Origin of the sequence: Sulfurimicrobium lacus (genome assembly GCF_011764585.1) — a bacterium.
Classification (GTDB): Bacteria; Pseudomonadota; Gammaproteobacteria; order Burkholderiales; family Sulfuricellaceae; genus Sulfurimicrobium; species Sulfurimicrobium lacus.
Genome location: NZ_AP022853.1, coordinates 3,261,393 through 3,281,712 on the forward strand (window position 1 = coordinate 3,261,393; position 20,320 = coordinate 3,281,712).

Annotated in this window: 18 protein-coding genes; all 18 read right to left on the bottom strand. The window is 60.4% G+C overall.

The window, feature by feature from the left end; translation table 11 throughout:
- Position 1 precedes the first annotated feature (1 nt).
- Entirely contained in the window at positions 2 to 997 is a 996-nt protein-coding gene (locus SKTS_RS15855) for an O-methyltransferase (RefSeq protein ID WP_173067223.1), read from the bottom strand.
- A 3-nt stretch (positions 998 to 1,000) separates the two neighbouring features.
- Positions 1,001 to 2,413 carry an ATP-binding protein gene (locus SKTS_RS15860; RefSeq protein WP_173067227.1) on the bottom strand — a complete coding sequence of 471 codons (1,413 nt, stop codon included), beginning with the start codon at positions 2,411 to 2,413 and terminating at the stop codon, positions 1,001 to 1,003.
- Between the two features lie 5 nt (positions 2,414 to 2,418).
- Complete coding sequence (locus SKTS_RS15865; RefSeq protein WP_173067230.1) at positions 2,419 to 6,762, bottom strand: Eco57I restriction-modification methylase domain-containing protein; 4,344 nt, start codon at positions 6,760 to 6,762, stop codon at positions 2,419 to 2,421.
- Entirely contained in the window at positions 6,759 to 9,893 is a 3,135-nt protein-coding gene (drmD, locus tag SKTS_RS15870; protein ID WP_173067232.1) for a DISARM system SNF2-like helicase DrmD, read from the bottom strand. Before drmD ends, SKTS_RS15865 begins: the two co-directional genes overlap by 4 nt.
- A 20-nt stretch (positions 9,894 to 9,913) precedes the next feature.
- Complete coding sequence (locus tag SKTS_RS15875) at positions 9,914 to 10,324, bottom strand: very short patch repair endonuclease (RefSeq protein ID WP_173067235.1); 411 nt, start codon at positions 10,322 to 10,324, stop codon at positions 9,914 to 9,916.
- 65 nt (positions 10,325 to 10,389) lie between these two features.
- Complete coding sequence (locus SKTS_RS15880) at positions 10,390 to 11,436, bottom strand: DNA cytosine methyltransferase (RefSeq protein WP_173067238.1); 1,047 nt, start codon at positions 11,434 to 11,436, stop codon at positions 10,390 to 10,392.
- A gap of 67 nt (positions 11,437 to 11,503) precedes the next feature.
- A complete protein-coding gene (locus SKTS_RS15885) occupies positions 11,504 to 11,704 on the bottom strand; it encodes a helix-turn-helix domain-containing protein (RefSeq protein ID WP_173067242.1) in 201 nt (66 codons plus the stop codon).
- Between the two features lie 229 nt (positions 11,705 to 11,933).
- Entirely contained in the window at positions 11,934 to 12,392 is a 459-nt protein-coding gene (locus tag SKTS_RS15890) for a lysozyme (RefSeq protein WP_173067245.1), read from the bottom strand.
- Entirely contained in the window at positions 12,389 to 12,865 is a 477-nt protein-coding gene (locus tag SKTS_RS15895; protein ID WP_173067248.1) for a hypothetical protein, read from the bottom strand. The genes SKTS_RS15890 and SKTS_RS15895 overlap by 4 nt, the downstream gene beginning before the upstream one ends.
- Positions 12,862 to 13,155, bottom strand: coding sequence for a DUF6127 family protein (locus tag SKTS_RS15900; protein WP_244617370.1), 294 nt, complete (start codon positions 13,153 to 13,155; stop codon positions 12,862 to 12,864). The genes SKTS_RS15895 and SKTS_RS15900 overlap by 4 nt, the downstream gene beginning before the upstream one ends.
- A gap of 65 nt (positions 13,156 to 13,220) precedes the next feature.
- Positions 13,221 to 13,571 (bottom strand): DUF2793 domain-containing protein, encoded by a 351-nt coding sequence (locus SKTS_RS15905; protein ID WP_173067251.1) that lies wholly within the window; start codon positions 13,569 to 13,571, stop codon positions 13,221 to 13,223.
- Positions 13,571 to 15,781, bottom strand: coding sequence for a phage tail protein (locus tag SKTS_RS15910; RefSeq protein WP_173067254.1), 2,211 nt, complete (start codon positions 15,779 to 15,781; stop codon positions 13,571 to 13,573). The genes SKTS_RS15905 and SKTS_RS15910 overlap by 1 nt, the downstream gene beginning before the upstream one ends.
- On the bottom strand, positions 15,782 to 15,988 hold the full coding sequence (locus tag SKTS_RS15915) for a hypothetical protein (RefSeq protein ID WP_173067256.1): 207 nt from the start codon (positions 15,986 to 15,988) through the stop codon (positions 15,782 to 15,784).
- On the bottom strand, positions 15,985 to 16,224 hold the full coding sequence (locus tag SKTS_RS15920; protein ID WP_173067260.1) for a hypothetical protein: 240 nt from the start codon (positions 16,222 to 16,224) through the stop codon (positions 15,985 to 15,987). Before SKTS_RS15920 ends, SKTS_RS15915 begins: the two co-directional genes overlap by 4 nt.
- A 10-nt stretch (positions 16,225 to 16,234) precedes the next feature.
- Positions 16,235 to 17,032 (bottom strand): phage BR0599 family protein, encoded by a 798-nt coding sequence (locus SKTS_RS15925; protein WP_173067263.1) that lies wholly within the window; start codon positions 17,030 to 17,032, stop codon positions 16,235 to 16,237.
- 13 nt (positions 17,033 to 17,045) lie between these two features.
- The gene (locus SKTS_RS15930; RefSeq protein WP_173067266.1) at positions 17,046 to 18,734 is read right to left on the bottom strand and encodes a hypothetical protein; all 1,689 of its coding nucleotides are present in this window, start codon (positions 18,732 to 18,734) and stop codon (positions 17,046 to 17,048) included.
- Positions 18,731 to 19,396, bottom strand: coding sequence for a hypothetical protein (locus tag SKTS_RS15935; protein WP_173067269.1), 666 nt, complete (start codon positions 19,394 to 19,396; stop codon positions 18,731 to 18,733). Before SKTS_RS15935 ends, SKTS_RS15930 begins: the two co-directional genes overlap by 4 nt.
- A gap of 115 nt (positions 19,397 to 19,511) precedes the next feature.
- Positions 19,512 to 20,318: a hypothetical protein gene (locus SKTS_RS15940; protein WP_173067272.1), complete on the bottom strand. Its 807-nt coding sequence runs from the start codon at positions 20,316 to 20,318 to the stop codon at positions 19,512 to 19,514.
- Between the last annotated feature and the right edge of the window lie 2 nt (positions 20,319 to 20,320).

Genomic DNA, 20,320 nt, shown 5'->3' on the forward strand with positions numbered 1-20,320 from the left:
CCTAAAGCTCCACGCGCGAAAAGTGCGGGTAGATGCGATAAAACCTCTTGAAGACGGCGAATGGATCGACGCCCATGTCGGATGCCGGTAGCTCAAAGCCCAGCTTTCCTTGCACATCATCGTTCGACTCCATTGTCAGTCTCTCCAGCGTCGAAAGTGCTGGTAGATCAAGACGGTGCGGGTTCTCTGGCGTGGAGTGGTATTCCCACTCCTTTACGAGCCGCTCAACGGACGTGTCGTCAGGCGCGCAGACAACCAACGCGGCTGTCACCATTGCCTGACCGTCCTTGTAGTGCGTCGCAAGCGCCCACACTATCCTTCTGTCGCGAAAGCTGAGAGTCTCTTTATCGACGGCGAGCTTGAGTACACGGAGCAGACTCTGGCCATAGTTCTTTTGAGTCATACCATCGGCAGGCAGGTTATTTGGGAAGAGCGCCCCGAGTCGGTTCTTGAAACGAGCGAGTCGCCACTCATGGATCGTGGGCTTTTGTGTACGATCTCCAGATGCCTCTCCATCGATCTCAACGGAGATCTCGTCCGATTGCGGCCTTCCAAGTGACTCCGGATTACCGTTGAGAGTCACGCGAAGTAGGCTCCCGATTGGTACGACCCCGACGGTCTGCGAGAAGCGCTCAATCTGAGCCGTGATGCCTTTGGGTTCCGTGAAATCAAACCACACGATGGTAGGCGTCTCCAATTCGTGATTGTCGAGGTAATTCTCCAGTGTCGAGTGCACACACTCGATTGAGGCTATGGGACGGTTGAAGATCTGACGCTTATGTACCTCGCTCTCGGACTCTACGCAGGTCATTCGGCTGATCCCCAGCCGTGCGTGCACCAACCTGAAATCTTCGAGGAATGGACCACCGAGTCCTACGTAATGATATTTCTCCAGAGATAGCGTGGCGGCCAGCCTCGTCAGCAGAGATAGGAAAAGCTCCCGATCTACGGCCTTGTTTGGCCTGAGTCGGTATGGCAAAGAAGAACCCGCGCTCATTACTTATCCACCTTGCTTCTTGGACTTGGTGAGTACAAGTTCGAAGCACCGCTCCCCGACGATGCCAGGCTTCTCGTCGTCGGTGTCGAACAACATCTTCGAGACGAGCCGCACCTCCTCGATCGGGCGCGAGAACACAATCCTTCGCGAAGATGGTGTTTTTTCCTGCGGTTCTGGGAGAACCTTCGCCTTCTGCGGATTGAATTCAATCAGGGTATCGGCCCTCTTGACGGTGTCGCGCTCGACGACCGCTGCAATCGCCCTATTCAGAGAAAGGGGAGTTGCGTCCTTCCAATAGCCAGATTGATCTGAACGAGGGTGGTTCTTCCACTGATTTGTGTATGAGATCCAGATCCGCATGCCCTCTTTCATCTTGACGAGGGATTCGAGCCAGACGTTGGACGAAGTGTCGAGAGCTCGCTTGGTCGTGGTAACCGGAAGCTGGTCGGCGTGCTTGGAGCGAAACTCAATGATGCCAGTAATAATCGCAAACTGCGGGTGGTACAAGGGAATGCCATCACCCCACCCAGTGAGCCGGCTCTTGTCTCCGACGATGACCGCGCGATCATTGCAGAGGACGGTCCAGCCGGCAGTCGAAGACGAACGGTCTCGCTCAAACGTTGAGTCATCGTCGTCTTCGTCTCCAAGGCTACGACCGGTATTCAAGCCAACTGTGATTGAGACGAGCACACCATCAATCGTCTTTTGGAAAACGAAGGGTGCTGGCCCGTCCTTCCGAGGTGAAACGAGCACCTCAACGTATACGGGTTCCACAGACTTACCATTGAGTTCCACATTCAGACCCGCCTGGAGGAACATCGTGAAATGCTCCGCAATAGCCGTTCGCAGCTCGTTCTCGAACGCTTCGTTGGCGAAGTGCCTTGAGACGCCCTCGTATAGCGTGCCAACGTGGATCGTCGTCCCCGGCTCAGCGAGCATCTCGCTTGCCTCGGTTGGTTCGTTGATCGGAAGCGGATCCCAGTTCTTGGCATCAAGCCAATCGGAGGAAATCGGTACCTCGAATGTATCGTCGGCATAACGCGTCCGCACCAGCGCTTCGCGGCCTATCTTGAAGATGGCACGCTTCATTCCTACTCCATACATGCCGATCGTCTCGGTTTCCGAGTCGCGTTCGTCGTCTGGCTCGCGCCCCATCTTGAACGCATAGTTTTTGGCCACCTCGCGCGGAATTCCGCCGCAATTGTCGGCAATAGAGAAGTGATCGGCGGTGAGGTTAATTCTCACGAAGTGCCGGCTGTAGTCGACCGTTTTGCCGTCAGCCACACGGAGCGCGCCATCAAGGCAGTTGTCGACAAGGTCCAGTATTGCGTCAGCCAAGTTGATGTCTCGCGTCAGCATCGACACGAAGAACTGTTTTGTCGGGACCGCTACCGCAGAGTCATTTGTCAGTTTCATAACGCCTAAATCCTTTCCATGGACCTATATTGAGCTCCGCGCCTTTCACCTTGGCGTTCGATCCTGCCACCAGCGATCAGGTCGGCGATCGCGACGTTCCACTGCCCGTCCTTGATACCGGTGGCGGCGAGGATGTCGGCCTTGGCGTGCCAACCGTCATGCGTGCTCAAGAAACCGAGAATCGCCGTGGCTGGAGTCGCACCATAGGTGGTGGTCGTAGGAACAGCCTCGAAGTCGAGCGCAGATTGTGAAAAGTCGGTGGTGGCGGGACGGCGCGTGCGGGACGAAGCGCGCGGAACGTTGTCGGCTTGAAGCCCCTGCGCGACCTCTTCCTCGTATCGCCGACGGTTCAACTCCGACAGCCGTCGAAGCACTTCGACGCGCGCGATCTCCGAGATGGTGAAGCGGACACGGTCGTTCTCCGGCAGATACGGGACTTCATGAAAGCCGTGATCGAGGTCGAGATCGTCCCAGCCGTAGGCGTGTGCAACGGTGGCGTCCATTTCGCGCTGCAATGCGCGCAGTCCTTCGATGCGAGGATCGCGTTCGGTATCGGTATGAAAACGGTTGTAGAGCTTGGTCAGGCCAACCCCTGCTTCCCTCGTTATCGACTCTCTGGCTAGGCTGTATGACTCACCGACGGGTCGCAGATCACGCAGTGAGTTTTCCATCGGGAATGGGAACGTCTCGACGCAATCGGTCGTGCTGTAGCGAAGATCGCTTTTCATCTTCGACGACATCGTCCATGCGAATGCCAGATGCACATTGCTTTGCAGGATTGCCAACATCGCTGCATCATCCGACGGGAACACCACAAGCTGTGCCGAGTAAACGTAGTTTCCGGGCAGAAATGCAAAGGCCGCAGTTTTGCTAACCCTGGCAATCGCAATAACTCTGTTCAGTGGCTCCTTCCTCGCGGTGGCCCAGCCATCGGGGTGACGGCTGAATGCGCTTCCACGTCCCATGGCGTGGTAAAGCTCCTTCCCGTCAGCCCCATACAGCCACCACTTCTCACGCCTCCGCTGACCACTGGCGGATTTGTCGTCCGAGTTTTCTCGCTGTGGTTTGACCAGCTCCAGCGTCACCTCGTATGGCTCGCTGTACTGTTTGGCTTTTTCTTCTGGCCAATCCCAAAAATTGATGATCCATCTGGACGGCCTTTGCTCTGGGTGAGTGTTTATGTCCTCCCCGCCGATGTATGGAAACAGGACTTCTCGGCAACGCCCATCCGATTCGATCAGTTCAAGAGCACGGGACTCCGACAACAAGAATCCGACGCCAACCACATTCGACCCTTGATATGCCAAGCTCTTGTTGGCTCCAAGTCGCTTGAGACTCCATTCCTCACGATCGGACAGGAAGGCTGAAATGAAGGGAGCCGGTCGCCCGAGCAGCGAGCGATCGCCTTGCCACTCGCCCTTGTGGACATGGACGCGACTGGTGATAACCGCCGCCTTTCCGGGCCAGGGTTCGTTCGGGTAGGCCGCATGGATGACGGCGCCTGCGCCAACCATGGCCTCCAGCCCAACCTGCCGCGTGTCGCCTTCCGCGATAGTGTTGACAGCGAGTAGCCCAAAACCGCCGCCTTCGCGCAGCATGCTCCAAGCCCGCAGGAAGAAATAGGCAACCAGATCCGCCGAGCCGCGACGTCCCTCGGCGATGTGCGCGACCAGCCAATCGCGGAAGGCAGTGCCCACGACGCCGGTGATGCGCTGCCCGCCCAGAAACGGTGGATTGCCGACGACGCCGTCGAAGCCGCCGCGCTCGCGCGCGAACACCTCCGGAAACTCCAACGGCCAATGGAAAGGCCGACGCGCGGATTTGTCGGCAGGTAGATCGGTCGAAAACGCAGCGACCGATCTCCGGCGCATCGATGCGAGCACGTCGCGGTCGCCGTCGATGGCCCGTCCGGCTTGTATGGTCAGCGACGCCAGCGCGTGTTCCAGCGCGGCGCCATTGCCGCCCGATGCGAACACCTCCCCGATGAACGCATCGGCAATGCACTCCGGCGCTTCGAGCCTGCGGCGCGCGTCGGCGTCCAGATGCGCCATGGCTTCCACGTCGCGAATGTCTCGGATAGGCGTCTCGCGCAGACGCGAGCGCAGTTCGACGGCCTCGCGCACGGCCTGCTCGACGTTCTGTCCGAATAGCCGTAGCTGGCCTTGGCCAGTGGGGGTCATCGAAAGCTGGGTCAGTTGATCCAGCCGATGGATGCCGAGAAGACTGTCACCACAACGCAGGTTGTGATCGAGGAAACCGAACGGCCGCCCTTTGGCCAACGTCACCAGCCAAATGGAGAGCTTGGCTAGTTCGACCGCCAGGGGATTCAGGTCCAAGCCGTAGAGGCAGCGCTCGGCGATGAGTCGCCGGGCGATCACGGTGCGGGCCTCGGTGTCGCGGGGCAGAGGCTCCTCGGTATCCGGCATATCCAGGACGTTGCCGTCCACGCTCACTGTCTTTTCGGTGCCTTCAGCCTGCGACCAGGCCTCGACGAGATGATCGGCCAGCCAACGGCAGGCCTGCACCAGGAAGGCGCCCGAGCCCATGGCCGGGTCGCAGATCTTGAGGTCGAGCAGTTCGGCGGGCGATTTCAGCAGCCACTGTTCACGCTGGGTGCCCTCTGCTGGCCCCACGTAGGCGATAGGTGTCAGTGTCTCTGTGACGATGGCCTCGGTGAGCGATTTCGGGGTGTAGTGGGTGCCGGTCTCGCGCCGGTCGGAACCGGTGGTGACGATGAATGCCCCAGCGGGATAGACCAGCGGATAACCCCACGGATCAGTGCGCACCAGGTGGGCAAAAGGCTTGATGCGGTTACGAAGGTTGGTGTCCCCATGGCAGGCGGCAAGCAAGCGATCGGCAAGCATGTCGTCGACCGGTTTGTCCAGATCGTTGCGCACACGGCTGGCGGAACTGCCTGAACGCTCTTGAAGCAATTCTGCAAGGCGTTCGGTGCCATCAAGGCGGGCGGATTCCAGCTCGGCCAACTTGACCCAGGGAGCCTTGGCATTCTTGGTGCCGTCCAGCTCCAGCGTGACCTCAGCGGTGCGCTTGACGGTGCGTTCCAGCAGACCCTCATAAACGTAGCCGATCTGTTCGACATCCAGCGCGCGATAGGACAGCGTTCGGCCTTGGAACTGCTGGATGGCCTCGAGCAACAGCAGCACGGTGCGGTTGTCGATCGGCAGCGGCTTGGCCGTGTCGGTGCGCCAGTCGGAGCCCTTGGCGCGGCCCTCGAGGAAAGGGAAACGATCCGGATCGAACAGCGAGCCGCCCAGCGCGGGCAGGCGCATGTTCTCGTGTTCGATGCCGCCGAACACGGCGCGGAAAATGGCCAACAGACGCGACCAGGCATCCCAGCGGCGTTCGAGAATCTCCTCGGATTCCTTGCGCAACTGCATACGCAGCGTCGAGAGCGCGTAGTTGGCCTCGTAGCGTTCGTCGCCCAAGAGCAGCAGGCCGCGCTCCTCGGCTGAGAGCAGGAACACCAGCCGCATCATCACCGTCAGCGCGGCTTCGTAGAGCTCCGCTTCCTTCACGTCACGCAGCAACTCGCGATCGCGGTCCTGGTCGGCCTTGTCGAGCGTCTGGATCAGCACTTCGACGGCACGGCGCACCTGTTCGCCGAGAGCGTCGGTGACCTCGTCCTGATACTTCAGCGAGAGGTCGAACAGGGCAGGCAATTGCTCCGTTTCATCGACGAAGAAGCGACGAATGCCCAGCAGATGCACGAAGGCCTGCAGAGTGATGGGCTCCTGGCTCCAGATGCGGGCGTACCAACTGGCAAAGGTGGTGACAGCGCCCACCGGGGCGTCGACTAGCATCCAGCGCTCACCATTGGTTACCAACCCGAGGCGGCAACCGGTGGCGCGACACAACTGAACCATACGGTCGGTCGGGGTGGCGACCCATCCATCCAGCTTCAGAGTGGCATCGAGGTCGACGTCCTGAACATAGGTGTGGATGAGCATCAGCGGCTTGTTGGCGCGTTGCTCGTCGATGACGGCCATATCCGGGGACAGCGTCACGCCATGTTCGGGCAGGGCGACATTCAGGTTGGCCGCACACCAGTCGGCGCTCTTCAGAACGTCGCCTTTGCCGTCCTCATTAAGTTCCAGCCCGCGCGCCAGCACCTCATTGATCCACGCAGCGTGCAATTCGGCAAACTGCGGATCGTCCGTCTCCAGTGCCTCACGCCATTCCTCGTAGGCCTGACGCAGCCGTTTGCGCTTGATACCATCAAGTTCCTCAAGACCTTGGGGAAAGGCTTCCTTGAGTACGGGAACGGCGAGGAACGGGCCGGAAATCTCGATGAGCGCCAGCCAATCGTGATGCAGGTCGTGATTACTCATGCCACCCCTCCCGCAGACTTGGGAACCAGGAAGACGACAGCAACCGGGAAGGTGCGATCATCGAGCTTGGCGTAGCGCGTCTCGATGGCTTTAACCTCTTGGATTCGCTCGGCAGGTATACGTGCGAGGCGCGCCTCCAATGCGGCGGTATCGCGCCTGAGCTGTGTGCGCTCGTCCTCAGTGAATAGAGAAAGCTGCTCGGGCTGCTGATCTTTCTTCAGCTCACTCTGGATCGCCTTCTCCAACTCGTCGAGTACGGCACCGATGTCGTCGATTTCCTGCTGTTTGCGGGCCTGCAGCGTGTTGGCCAGGAATTTGAGTCGATCCTTGGAGCGCGCGTCGACGGTCTGCAAGATGGCTTGCTGAGCACGATCGAAGCGCACCCGTAGTGCATCGAACAGCGAGTCGTTGGCCGTGACGGGCTGGGCCTCGTCCAGCCACTGTTGGACACGAGTCACACCCTCTTCGCGACGGAACGACTGATCGCGCAGATAGCCCCCCGAGACGGTCAGCTCCTCGTGAAGTCGATGATGGTTGCCACCGGTGATGACCAGCCGCGAGATGACGACCACGGCCGGACCTTCGATGCTGCCATCCGGCAATGTGCGCACGGTGATGCGATGCAGTTTCTTCACGTCGTCCTGCGCCCAGACTTCGGCACGCAACAGACGCAGACACATCTGCACCAGTCGATGATTCAGGTGAACCAGCACGACATCGTCTCGCCCCTTCGCCACCGCGTGGTCGAAGGTGATGGGGCGTATCTGCTGGGTATGCGGGTGACGCAAGCCCTCCAGGCAACGCGCCCATGAGCCCGAAAGGGGCGGCATCCTGAATACGCTGCTCTGAGGAGCACCTGTGATAGCGACGGGTTCCAGCGGGGGGCGACCCGCCAGCGCGAGGCCAGTCTTCACTGCCATCTGGATGTGATCGGGCGTAAGGTGGAAATCCTGCTGGGTGGCGAGGAGCCGTTCGTGGAGCTTGGCGACGCGCTCTTTCAGTTCACGTTCGGCGCGCACGAAGCGCCGAGACTTGGCGATCTTGGCCTCTGCCAGGCGGGTGTCCAGATCCTTCAGCGAACCTTCGATGAGGCCGGACATCTGGGGCGCGATGACCGGATTGACGCTTCCCATGTCGGCGCGCATCGACTCCAGTTTGCGCAGCGCACGCAGGATGTCCTCGCCATGGCCACCGACCGAGGCATGGCCTTTTTCACCGCCGTCGACGGGGTGCCAGATCAGCACCTCATTCTCGCGTTGCCCGTGACGGTCGATTCGCCCGTTGCGCTGCTCCATCACGTTGGGGTTGTAGGGGATCTCCAGGTGAATGAGGCAGTTACAGTAGTTCTGCAGGTCGATACCTTCCGAGGCTGCATCGGTGGCGAGCAGGATGCGAACGGGGGAATCCTTGGGGGATGTCTGGAAGGCCGCTTTGATAGGCTCACGCTCGTCCTGCGTGAGTCCTCCGTGGAGCAGACCGAGGCGTTCGCCGCCGAAACCATGGCTGGCGAGAATCTCGTGCATCCACTGGTGTGTGGTGCGGTATTCGGTGAACAAGATCACCCGGCGATCGTTCCACTGACCGCCTGGTTTCAGGTTGGCCGAGAGCCAGTCGAGGATGGCTCGGGCCTTGGAATCGGTTTGGTTCTTGGCTCGCTGCGCCCATTGCCTCAGATCGGCCAGCATCCGTTGCTGTTCTTGAGTCAGCGGCTGGGATCGGCGTGATGCCTCCTCGACGGCCTCCGATTGGGCGTTCTCGACTTCCTGGTCGTTGGCGTAATCCTCATCTACTTTCAGGATGGCTTTACGCAGGATGCGCTCAGCCATGGCGTCCTGCACTTTGGGCTTGGCACCGTTCGACACTGAGGCGATGTGCTTCTCGAGGGTGGACGCGAATGCCGCTGGCGACGAAAAAAGGCGCTTTTTGAGCAGTTGATTGACGAACGAGGTACCGAACGTGCTTCCGGTTTGTTCGGCGTCTTTCTCGCGACTGGTGCAGTAATCGTTCAGCTTCTGGTGGATCTCCCGTTCCTCAGCCGTGTAAGGGACCGCCAGCGCCTGCAGTTTGCGCTGGGCATACAGCGATTTGCCGTCGGCGTCGACGAGATCGCTCTTCAGGCGACGGATCATCACCTGACTCAACTGCTTTTCGTCGGGGAGGATGTTTCGGGCGAAGCGCTGGTCGTCCAGCAACTCCAGCAGCGAGGTAAACGACTCGGTGTAGCCGTTGTGGGGTGTAGCGGTCAGGAACAGGCGGTGCTGGAAGTGCGGGCTGATCGAGCGGATGAAGCGTGTTCGCTGGCTCTCCAGCGCGTAATGCGCCCCGGCTGCGGGGGCGATGTTATGCGCCTCGTCGACGACCAGGAGATCGAACTTGCGCGGATGGCCTGCGTGAGGTGGCAGGACATCCCGCATGGCGCGAAGCCCCTCGCCACTCTTGACCCAGTCCATCGAGGCGATGAGCCGTGGGTGGGAGGTCCACGGGTTGGCATGGATGCCACGTTCGCGCCGCAGTTGTTTGATATAAGCGGTGTCGACCACGCGGAACTCGAGGCCGAACTTCTCCAGCATCTCGACACGCCATTTTTCCTGGAGAGAGGCTGGGCAGATGATCAAGACGGTACGGGCACGGTGCCGCAGCAGCATCTCCTGGATGACCAGCCCAGCCTCGATGGTCTTGCCCAAGCCGACGTCGTCAGCGATGAGCAGATTGACGCGGGCCATGTCGATGGCGCGAACCAGCGGGTCTAGCTGGAAGTCCTCGATGCTGACGCCACTACGGAAAGGAGCCTGCAGGAAACCTCTATCGGCATTGGTGGCGGCGCCCCAACGGACGGCGTCGAGGAATGCTTCGAGCGTGCCCGAGTCGTCCTGCCCGGTGATGGAGGGCAGGCCCGCGCGCTCGATGACTTGTGCGCCAGGTTCGATCTCCCAGATGACTTCCAGTTCCTCGCCGAGACCATCCTCGTCGATGGATGAAAGCGTCACGCAGTTCTGCGACGCCGATGTCGATTCCAATTTCGAGGAGGTGACATCCGCCACGACCCATTGGCGGCGGCGAACCTCGACCAGTTGGCCAGGCTCCGGGCGGGCGCGGTAGGTCTGGTGCTTCTGATCGTTTGAGATTTCCATACGGTCTGCCATCTTCCTGTTCAGTTCTTCTTGTCTGCGCCAGCAGGCGGCGCACGGCGCTTCGCCATCGCGACCGTCTGTGCGGCAGTTTCTGCGGCTTCGATCGGTGATTGGTGTTCCCAGAATCGCAGCACCGTCCAACCGGCATCGAGCAGCCTCGAATTCGTGTCGGCGTCTCTGAGGCGATTCGTTTCGATCTTTTGCCGCCAGAACTCGGCGTTATGCTTCGGCCAGGTGGCGTGCTCGGGACATCCATGCCAGTAACACCCGTCCACAAACACCGCAATCTTGAGATCAGGAAATGCAATGTCGGCAACTCTGCGGGGGCGTTTCAAAACCACGTAGTCGACACGGTAACGCAAGCCACGTCGATACAACTCCCTCCGTAATGCAAGCTCCGCTCCGGTTCCCTTCTGGCGAACCTTGGCCATTCGGCGGCTGGCTACAGGTGACGAGGGCTGTATGTGCGACACCGCGAGAGCCCCCGTCATTTGATTTACCGATCCACTACTGATGACAGGTGGGCATCGATGCTTTTCGCGATGGCACGTCCAAGATCTACTGGCACGGCATTGCCGATGAGTCGCCCCAAGGCAGTGAAGCTCACCTCGCCATCATCAGGCACAAAGGCGTAGTCACGAGGGAAGCTCTGCAAGATCGCTGCCTCGCGCAATGAAATAGCGCGATCTTGCTCGGGGTGACCGAATCGACCATTGCCAAACCCGTAGCACTGCGTCGTCATGGTTGGGGCCGGCTTATCCCACTCCATACGGCCATAGACACCTGGATAGGTTCGACCACTCTCTACTCGATGACAATCGGCAACGAGATGATCCGGCCAGTCGCGCCACGTACCTCCTGGTTTGGAGGCACGAATACGCTTCAGATTCTTTTCGGACAAAGACGAGCTCGCATGCAATCTGTCACGAGGAGCCGCTTCGCCTGCCTGCAATGGTCTAAGGCGACCGATGGCCTGACGGACGGTCGAGGGCTTTGGGTGAGTTGGTTCGATCATCTTGATCTCGCCATACTTTGATGCAAGCAAGACCATTCTCCGGCGCATTTGAGGCACGCCGTACTTGGAACTATCGACTACGTCGAACCAAACCTTGTAGCCAAGTCTCTTTAGGGTATCCACGAAATCATGGAACACGACGTGCTTTGCGACCGTTGGCACGTTTTCCATCGTAATGACGTCGGGGCTGGTTTGCTCCGCCAGCCGCGCGAAGTGGTACAGCAACCCCCACTTCCCGTCCTTACCGTCCAATTCGTAACGCTGAGCGTAGGTCGAGAATGGCTGGCATGGGGCACAGCCTGCAAGTATCTTCAAGTCGGCATCGCCAAACAATTCATTGAGTTCGTCCGCAGATACCTGACTGATGTCGCGTTCGACGAACTTCGCCTGATCATTGTTTGCTTCATAGGGAAATCGGCATGCCGGATCCATGTCGATGCCGGCAACCACCGGAATGCCTTCCAGAACGAAGCCGTGCGTCAGCCCCCCCGCTCCGCAAAAAAGATCAATACAAGCTATTTTTGACATCTTTTACCTCCAGTCTCAGTTTTGACTCAACCCCATGAGGTGATCAAAACGCACCGATTGGCAAGGTTTATGTTGCCTTGCCTTGACCATCTTTCTCAGCTGCGCCGCCCGAATGAACCCATTCATCGATTTCGTCGGCCTTGAACTTCCAGAACCGGCCAATACGACGAGCAGGCATACTCTTCTTGCTGATCCATGCATAGATCGTGTCCTTGCTGACACCGAGGTATGCAGCGATCTCTTCGACTGACAGCCAACGCTCTGACATGACTTCGATTTCCGCGAAAAATGGTCGTTAATACGGCAGCATCAATGATTACACGGGTGATCGTAGTTGTAAATGTGAATGAACATGATTTGATGGGGTTTGATATGACTTGGGGTGATTGAATTGTGCTGACTGATCGTCACGCACTTAGTTGCAGCCCCTCAAATACAAAAAATGCCCCGTTCCGACCATAAGTGGGCAGAACGGGGCGATAAATAGAAAAATCGGATCAGACCAGCAGCAACGATGCCTCTTCGGCGCGACGCACTACAAGTCCGGGCAAGACCCTTCCTCCACCGTATACCCACCGTCGGAGTTCGCTAACTGCGCCAGGCCAATTTCGCTGGTTGATCCTCCGACGTAGCGTCGAGGTCTGCAACTGCCCCGCGCCGAGGTTGAACGTAAAATCCACGATGGCTGCCAGCCGCCCCTCGGGCTCGGTGGCCAGCACCGGGCAATAGCGCAGCGTGGCGGTGAGCGCCGACCGGAGATCACTGGCCAGGTATATCTCGGCCTCGGCCTCAGTGATCGGTAGGTGCTTTGGGTCGCACAGGTGGCCGTAGCCAATCGTCCAGTATCCGGCCGGGCAGATGTACGGCTGTGCCCGACCGGGATCAGCCCTCGCCACCCGGTGGAACCCCTCGAAGCGCTTGGCCAGTTCGATGGCTGCTTGCGGAACTTGGGTCACGGCCGAACCCGGTCGAATACGCGGCCGAGGAACCAGAAGTTCAGCACGCCCGCCCACAGCGCTTGATCCGCTTCCGTCCAGGCATGGAGGATCGCCGTTCCCCAACCAGCACCGGCGGTGACAGCAGCCACAAATGCTGCCGTCTTTGCAGCACAGTAGAGCGCCATGAACCAGTAGGTGATCACCGGCCGCACGCTGATCGATAGCGCATCAGCCCAGCGCACGCCGGAAGGCTGCCCTTGCGCCGCCACCGCTTCGCGCAAGGCTTCGATGGCCCCGGTATTCCACGCAGCATCGGCAGCAGCACCAATCTCGCCCATCCGCTGCGCACCGCGTAGTTTCTCGAACTCCAGCGCCTTGTCCTGCATCGCCAGTTCGTGGCTGCGCTCGCCATTGCGATCCATCCATTTCAGAATTTCCGGGGCTAGGCGAAACGCACCGCCCAGCAAACCGCCCAGTAGTGTTTCGATCATTGCCCACCTCCGAATAGCTTGAGTTTAAGGAACGCACCGGCCAGCAGCGCCATGACCAGGCCGGTGACCAACATCTTCACGATGGTCAGGCCAGCGGTTTTCTTGGCCTCATTGAAGGCATCCAGCAGGCCGCGCAGTTCACGGATGTCGTGCGCAGCCTCCGGCCCGTCGAGACCAACATCGGCCAGCGCATGCCGGGCACCACGTTCGGCGGCGAGCTCCAGCATCGCCTCGAACTCTTCCTGCGGGATGGTCACCATCTTGCGGCGCTCCATTGGTGTGGAATCCATGTTTTCGTCCTCCAGAAATACGAAACCCGCCTCGTGGGCGGGTTCGCGTGGTTGGTGAAACGGTGTCAGATGGCGATGCCAGCACTCCAGCCTGCCGATTTGTAGGCCGAGAGCACGGCTTCGTCCTCGACGTAGCAGAGCCAGCCGACCTTCGGCGTGTAGTACTCCCATGCGCTCGCCACGCGCACGGCAATCTGGTTGGTCTTGCCGGCCCAGACGCCAGTAGCTGCGGCAGGAATGATGTAGCGATCACCGTCGACAGGACTGGCCGGCGGCGTGGTCAGATCCCGATCCTTGACCGAGAGTCCGACCACCGCGCCAAGCCGTTTCAGATTGGTGTCCATGCTGGTATGCCAGCCCGACTCACCGAGTGTCCAGCCGTAGGTGAGTCCGAGATTGGGATCAGTGCTTGCCATTAGATGCCTCCGTAGTATTTGCCATAGTTCAGGCCGTACCCTGCGCGGTCGACGCTGCGGGTCTGTTTCTGCCAGCTGGTGTAGCCAGCGCGCACGGCTTCGATCTCAACCTTGAACTTGCCGTTGATGCGACCCAGTCCGCTATCGGTCGCCTCGTCAGCCGTGAGATACGTCCAGGCGGTCGTGGTGAGCCCCGTCAGGGTTTTCTGGATCGAGTTGTTCTCGTTGTAGAAGCGCACCGTGTAGGTCACGCCGGCCTCCGGGCCGATGTTGCCCTCCGACTGCGTCACCAGATAAACCGTCTGCTGCATCCGGTCACGGTGGGCCCAGGTGAGTGCAATCTGACCGAGAATCGTCGTCGGCCACATCACGTTATTCACCTTCACGTTCCCCGGTGGATAGGGACGGATCATGCGGCCTGCAAACGTGTAGCTGTCTGCTGGTGCTGCGGATTCCGCCAGTCGCCCAAGGCCAGTCGCCGGCAGCATCTTGACCTGCAGCGACTCGCCAGAGAGGTATTGCTCGGTGACTAGCGCCTCGAACGCATCGGCGAACCAGATGCGCGCGGATGCCAGATGCGGTGCCGGCACTGTATCGAGCACGCCGCGATCCACCGTGACGGTGCTCGCCACCAGATTGATCGCCTTGACCGCCACGATCTCGTTGTCGAGGTAGGCGTAGGTGTTGAGCTTCACAATGTCCATGTCTTGGCCATTGCCGATGCTGAATACCGTGGCCTGCTCATCACAGGCATTGATGAGCGTCGCATTCGGCGTAAAGCCCATCGTATCCACCTCAACGTAGGTGGCGCTGCCCTGGCGCGTCAGCAGTTTGACGTTGAGCGAATCACCGGATGGACGACTCACGCAGGCCACCAGCAGTCCGCCCTGTGGGTCGAGTTCGTTTTGTGCAGTCGCCGATTCGCCGACTACCCGTTTGACCACGGTCCACCACGGCGCTTCGTTCAACCGGCGATACGGCACCGGCGCTGGCGATGTCAGCGGCGACACCCATGAAGTCGGGGTCGGGGACACGTAGGAGGCGGACGGCAAGCCGAAGATGTCTTCCACGCACTCGATTCGCACCCGACCGTCGGTCAGCGTGCCATAGGACACGCGTACGACTCGCATCACCAGCTGCGTAATACCCAGTTCCGGCCAGGTGAACTTGAATACGTCGCCGATATTGAGATTCGATGCCTGCCGGTTGGCGATCAGCGTGGCCTTGGCCAGCGGTGCCGAGAGTTGCTTGAGGTCGCCCAGCGCCACGCGGGACGCCAGGCTGCCATTGCTGATTCCTGGATAGTCGACCGTCGCCGACGAAACCACACCACCCGCCAGTTCCAGTGCCGCCAGGTCATGCACCGTGATGGCGGCGTCCTTGTCGGTGGAACGATCCCGGTAACGGACGGTGATCTGATTGACGAGTTCCGATTCCGAGGGCCGGGAGAAACTCTCCAGTTCAATAATGTTCGAGGCATCGAGCACCAGCAGGCTGGAAACGTTGTAGTCAGCCCGAGCCAGTTTCAGAACGAACTTGCCGGTACGCGGATGGACATAGAGCGTGCCATCGATGTGCCGGAGTATCTCGGCGATGAATTCCTCCAGCGGCTGCTCGCGATCCCAAAGCAAGGACAGTCCGTACTGCTCCGAGGCCAGCGTGTTGGCTGCCGTCTGGAAACTGCTCGCATCGATTTCGCTGGCGGCATAGCCCAGGCCCCAGGTGGCATTGTTCAGGCACTCGTAAATGATGTGTGCCGGGTTGGCATCACCATTGATGTAGCCACTCCCCAGGGCAGCCGGAGCCGGGATGCGTCGTGCCTCGATGCTCCACGGCTTGATGTACGGGTTCATCGCCGACAGTTGGCACTGCTGAACGATGATCGAGACCACCCCTCGGAAGGCCGGAATGACGCTGCCGAGTTTCTGCTGCAGATAGCCCGAGATTGTTTCCGCCGGCCCGCCCAGCTTGACCTCGACGTAACCCTGAACGCCACCCTCGCGCGAATCCCCGCCGAAGAGTTCCGGGGCATTCACGTAGAGCGTCTGCGAGGACGTGACGCTGCCACTCCACGCCGTGCGTTCGCCGACGATGATGCGCGTCACCGCATCCACCGGGCCGTGGCAGATCGCCAGGTGCAATCCGGCGTAATAGCGATGGCCGACGACATACGATGACGAACCGCCACCATCTTTACCTCCACCACCCATTTACGTCATCTCCTGCTGTTGCTCGCGCTGCTGTTCGACGGCATCGGCCAGCCGGCACGCCATGGCATCGCCGGTGGCGCGCAGCCAGTCGGCGGTCACGCCGTATTGCCGAAAATCGTCGAAGGTCACGCCATCGCGCGGGAACCACTTGCGTAGGCCGGCATTGCAGTAGCCGAAGGCCTTGGCGTCGTCGTGCGTCACAATCATTTCTTGCCTCCACTACCGGACGATTGGCGAATCTCGGTGGTCTTGACGTCGCCGTACCAGACCACATTGGCCTGACGGATGACCCGGGTGCCAAACAGCACCGGGATGGGTTTACCGGATTCCGCCACCGGCACATCGAGGTTGCCTGGCGTGGCGGAAGCAGGCTTTGGCGGCTTCGGCGCAAGCAGCATGCCGATGACCGTGGTGATCACCCAGATAGCGATCTGTACCCACATGGTGTTGCCCTCAGACGATGGAATCCCCGGCGAAGGGGTTCTTGGCGGGAATCCAGGGGAACCCGCCGAAATTGAGACTGTTGCCAAACTTGGACTGGCAGGTGGCAAACGTCCGGTCACAGCCGGCAAAGGCCTCGAACGCCACCCCTGCGGCCAGTCCCGGCAGCACGGCTGAAAGCGTGATGGTGTCGCCGGAGTGATTGGTAATCATGCGCGGCACCCCGCCCACGCGCAGGTAGCCCCCGGTCAGCCAACCTGATGCCTGCGACAGGAAGGTACTGGAGATGACATTCAGTCCGGAGAAAGACGCCACCGTGCCGGCCAACTTGTAGGCCTGGTTGTTCACGCCGCATCCCGGATCGAACAGCGCATGGCGGCAACCGGTCTGGTAATAGGCACGCAAGCCAGGGCGTTTCAGGGCCGTGAAGATCGACTCGCAACGAATCTTCGCGGTACTACCCATGAAGGCGACAGAGGCCACGCGCCCCTTCCACCAGGTGATGTACTCGGAGTCACCGAGGTGGTTGCGGAACACCGTGAGCGACACGACGCCGTTGGGACGCGCGGCCGCGAAGAGCTGCGCCACGGCGAAATCACGTGCGCATTCGAGGTCGATGCCATTCCGAGCAAACTCCGGTGACTGCTCGACCGCCGAGCGGCGGATCACGGCGGGCTGGTAGCTCTCGACCTGGTAGGTGATCGCCTCGCGACCACTCGTCACCGTCCACACCAACTGGCCGAGGACGAAGCGATAGAGTTCCACCGGCTGGCCGGCGGCCGCCGAGATTTCCTGCGTGTTGTAGCTCATTCGTGGATCCTGGTTACGACTTCACGCTGCGCATCGGTAGCGAGACTTCCGCCACGCTGTCCGTCTGCCAGTTGATTTCGATCTGGTCGGCGTCGAGTCGGGTCTTCTCCAGAAAGTAGATGGCGACCCAATCCTCGGGATTGGCATCGAAGCCGAAGGACTGGTTGATTGCCATCACTTCTTCGTCGCCGGTAGTGCCCGCCCCGAAACTCGTGATGGTGCGGAAGTACCAGGTGCCGTTCTTGTGCAGGAAGGCCGCTTCCGTTCGACCTGGCATCGGGTTGAAGTACAACGCGTAGCCGCGCGAGGCGACCGTCATCACCGTCTGGTTGGAGAGAATTTTCTTGGTCGGGACGATGGAGGCTTCCCAGGTCGGGTGCCAGAACGCCGTCAGACGGCCTAGCCGGGCAGCCAGCCAGCCCCGGAAAGCCGCAATCTCCGTACGGTTCTTGAAGAGGTAGTCGAAGGAGCGCCGCACGAAGGGACGCGCGGCATGGTCATCCACTGCCGTGATGCCGGTCTCGAAATCCAGCACCTCGGCCAGTCGCAGGTAGTCGGCATCGACATCGCGTACCCGATTCGGCCGTGTCGTCCAGACCGGTGTCGAGTTGAAGGTGGTCGCCGACTCCTGTTTCGCGATGGCCGTGGTGCCGGCAATGTCGAACACGAGGCGGGCCCGGGCGATGGCGTCGGTCACGCGCGACACTGCCTGCGTCACTCGCAGACGGGCCGTGCGCGCCGGCGTCACGAACGCACCTGCAGGCCAGGTCTGCAGCAACGGTTGTTTCAGGGTCACGGCATTGCTCGCCACCGACAGCACTTCCGCCGCCTCGGTGTTGCGACTGTCCGATCCGATCACCAGCAGGCCGTCGGCCTCGTATTCGAGATTGGTGGTGGTAAGCGGAATCACCGTGCTACCCGCCGTGACCGTGGATGCCAGAACTGCCTTGTCGGGCCAGATCGGGAGTGCATAGACGCGCGACTGCCAGGCCGACAGCAGCACATCGAGCAGCGCCGCATCGTCGCGGCCGACCAGGATCGAGAATTCCAGCGAACGGCGCGGCTTGGTGCGCAGACTGACCCGCTGCTCGGTACCGTCGCGGGCGGCCAGCACGTCGGTCGCCCACATCAGGCGCTCCAACCAGCCATCCGCCCAGTTGGGTTTCAGACCGAAGACCACGACGCGCCGACCGGAGATCGACAAGGTCGGTGCCTCGTCGGGAAACTGGAAAGTGAAACTCGCTTCGATCACAGGAGGCCCGTCGAGGCTGACCGAGACGTTGTGCAGGCGCGACTCCAGCATTCCGTAAGTGGTCGGCGGATTCGCCGGGGCAGCGAGCGTGATGCCGCCATCGTTCTGGCCATTGAGCGCCGACAGGGTCTTGGGGGCGAAATGGGCGTTCCAGACCTCGACCTGGCGCATCTGCGTCGACAGCAGGTTGCCCAGTGCGATCTTGGCTGGCAGCAGGTGGACGTGGTGATACCAGTCCTGCTCGAACTGACGAACGATATTTCCCGTAATGCCCACCACGATCTCGGCGACCGGCAGGTTGTTGGCCATCGCCCCCGAATTCGGCGGGTTGCTAGCCAGGGCGCTCGGGTAAGGCAACGTCAAGGGGGCTGGCAGGAACTTGTAGGCCGCACCGTAGGCGGGATCAGACGGCAATCCGGACGGCAGAATGGCTCCAGCGTAGGTCGTCATTTCAGAAATCCGTAGCCGCCGTAACTCATGCTGAAGACCATCCAGTCGCTACCACCCAGCGTGACGATGTCCTTGTTCACGTACTGTCCGTTCATGCGCAACAAGCGCACACCGGGCGCGAAACCCATCATCGAGTAGAAGTAGCTCGGCGTCGGGCGACCAACTTCAATCGTGCAGGGATACAGGGGTGTCACGCCGTTGAAGGCGATGGGCGAATAGCTGTCGAGTTGGCGCGTGGTAGCGTTGTAGAAGGCCCGCACTGCATCCGTGCCGGAGGTGCCGACCTTCCACTTGTTCGTATTGCCGTCGATGTCGGCCCGAACATAAGTGCTGTAGGTGTCCGACAGGAAAGCACCACCAGTGAATGTGCAGGTCTTGGTGATCGCCCCGAAGATGAGCGGCCCGTAAGTAGTGCTGGCCGTCTGTACGATGCAATAGCACCAGCCATCGCCGCCGAAGAGGAAATACTCGGCGCTGCCCGACATCTGGGATACAGAGAACGAACCCGATGCGACGGTTTGCGAACTGTAGGCCAGCCCACTGTTGAAACTGGTCGAGCCGTACCAGGCGACGTAGCTCGCATAGGAATGCAGGTTGACGAACTGGCCACTGGCGGCGTGCTGAAGGTGCAGGCGAAAGTAGCCGGCATCTGCTTGGTACATCAGTTGCGTGTAACCGCAGACCCCGGTGGCGAAGAGCCGGATCTTGTCGAGGAGATCGTTCGGCGAGGTGGTGATGCCGGATTGAAATGCCATTGATTACCTCACACGGGCCGCATTACGCGAGTTTTAGGGCCCAGTAGTCGCTGTAGCCGGTGCGATACACGTCCTGCACCACCAGATGATCGACGCCACCGATGCTGATGATGTTCTCGACTGCATTGGCGTAGCCCGGTATGCAGTAGCAGCCGTCCATCTCCCCCAAGCCGGCCAGGATGAACGGCAGCAGCGGGTAGGAGCCATCGGGGCACTCGCGCGTGTTGCTGCCCCAACTGTTCGGCCACATTGCCGACACCCCGGTCCACACGCCGGTCGGCGCGTAGTACGCACCCGAATACCCCGACGATTTGGGCAGGTGATTGCGGTATTGGTAGGAATTGCTCCAGCGCGTCGAACTGTTATAAGTGCCGCCGACCAGGAGCGGGTACGGGTATTGTCCCGGCGTGGCATAAGGCAGGAACAAGCCCAGATGCATCATTTCGTAATAGGTGCCGGTCTTGGCGACCAGGACGATGCGCCGACCGTTGGCTACGATCCAATACGGCATGGCGGAGGCCATCAGCAGCGCGTAGAACGTCCCGCTCGGGTTGTACTGGCCATCGAAGGTCTGCGCCGCATTCCAACCGACGAAGCCCCGCAGTTTCCAGTTGCCATAGTCCGCACCGGCCTCAGACAGGATGCCGACGTTAATTTGCTCCGTACCGGCAAGCCCAGGTCCCTGGAGTACCAGTTCTGCCGGCGGTCCGGGTACCCAGCGCAGCACTGACCAGCGCTCGTTGGCCGGCAGCATGTCCTGGGTGACGAACTGCTTGAGCCGGTTCAGCAGATCGAGATAATCGGTGGCAGTGCCACTGGTAAAAGCCATGG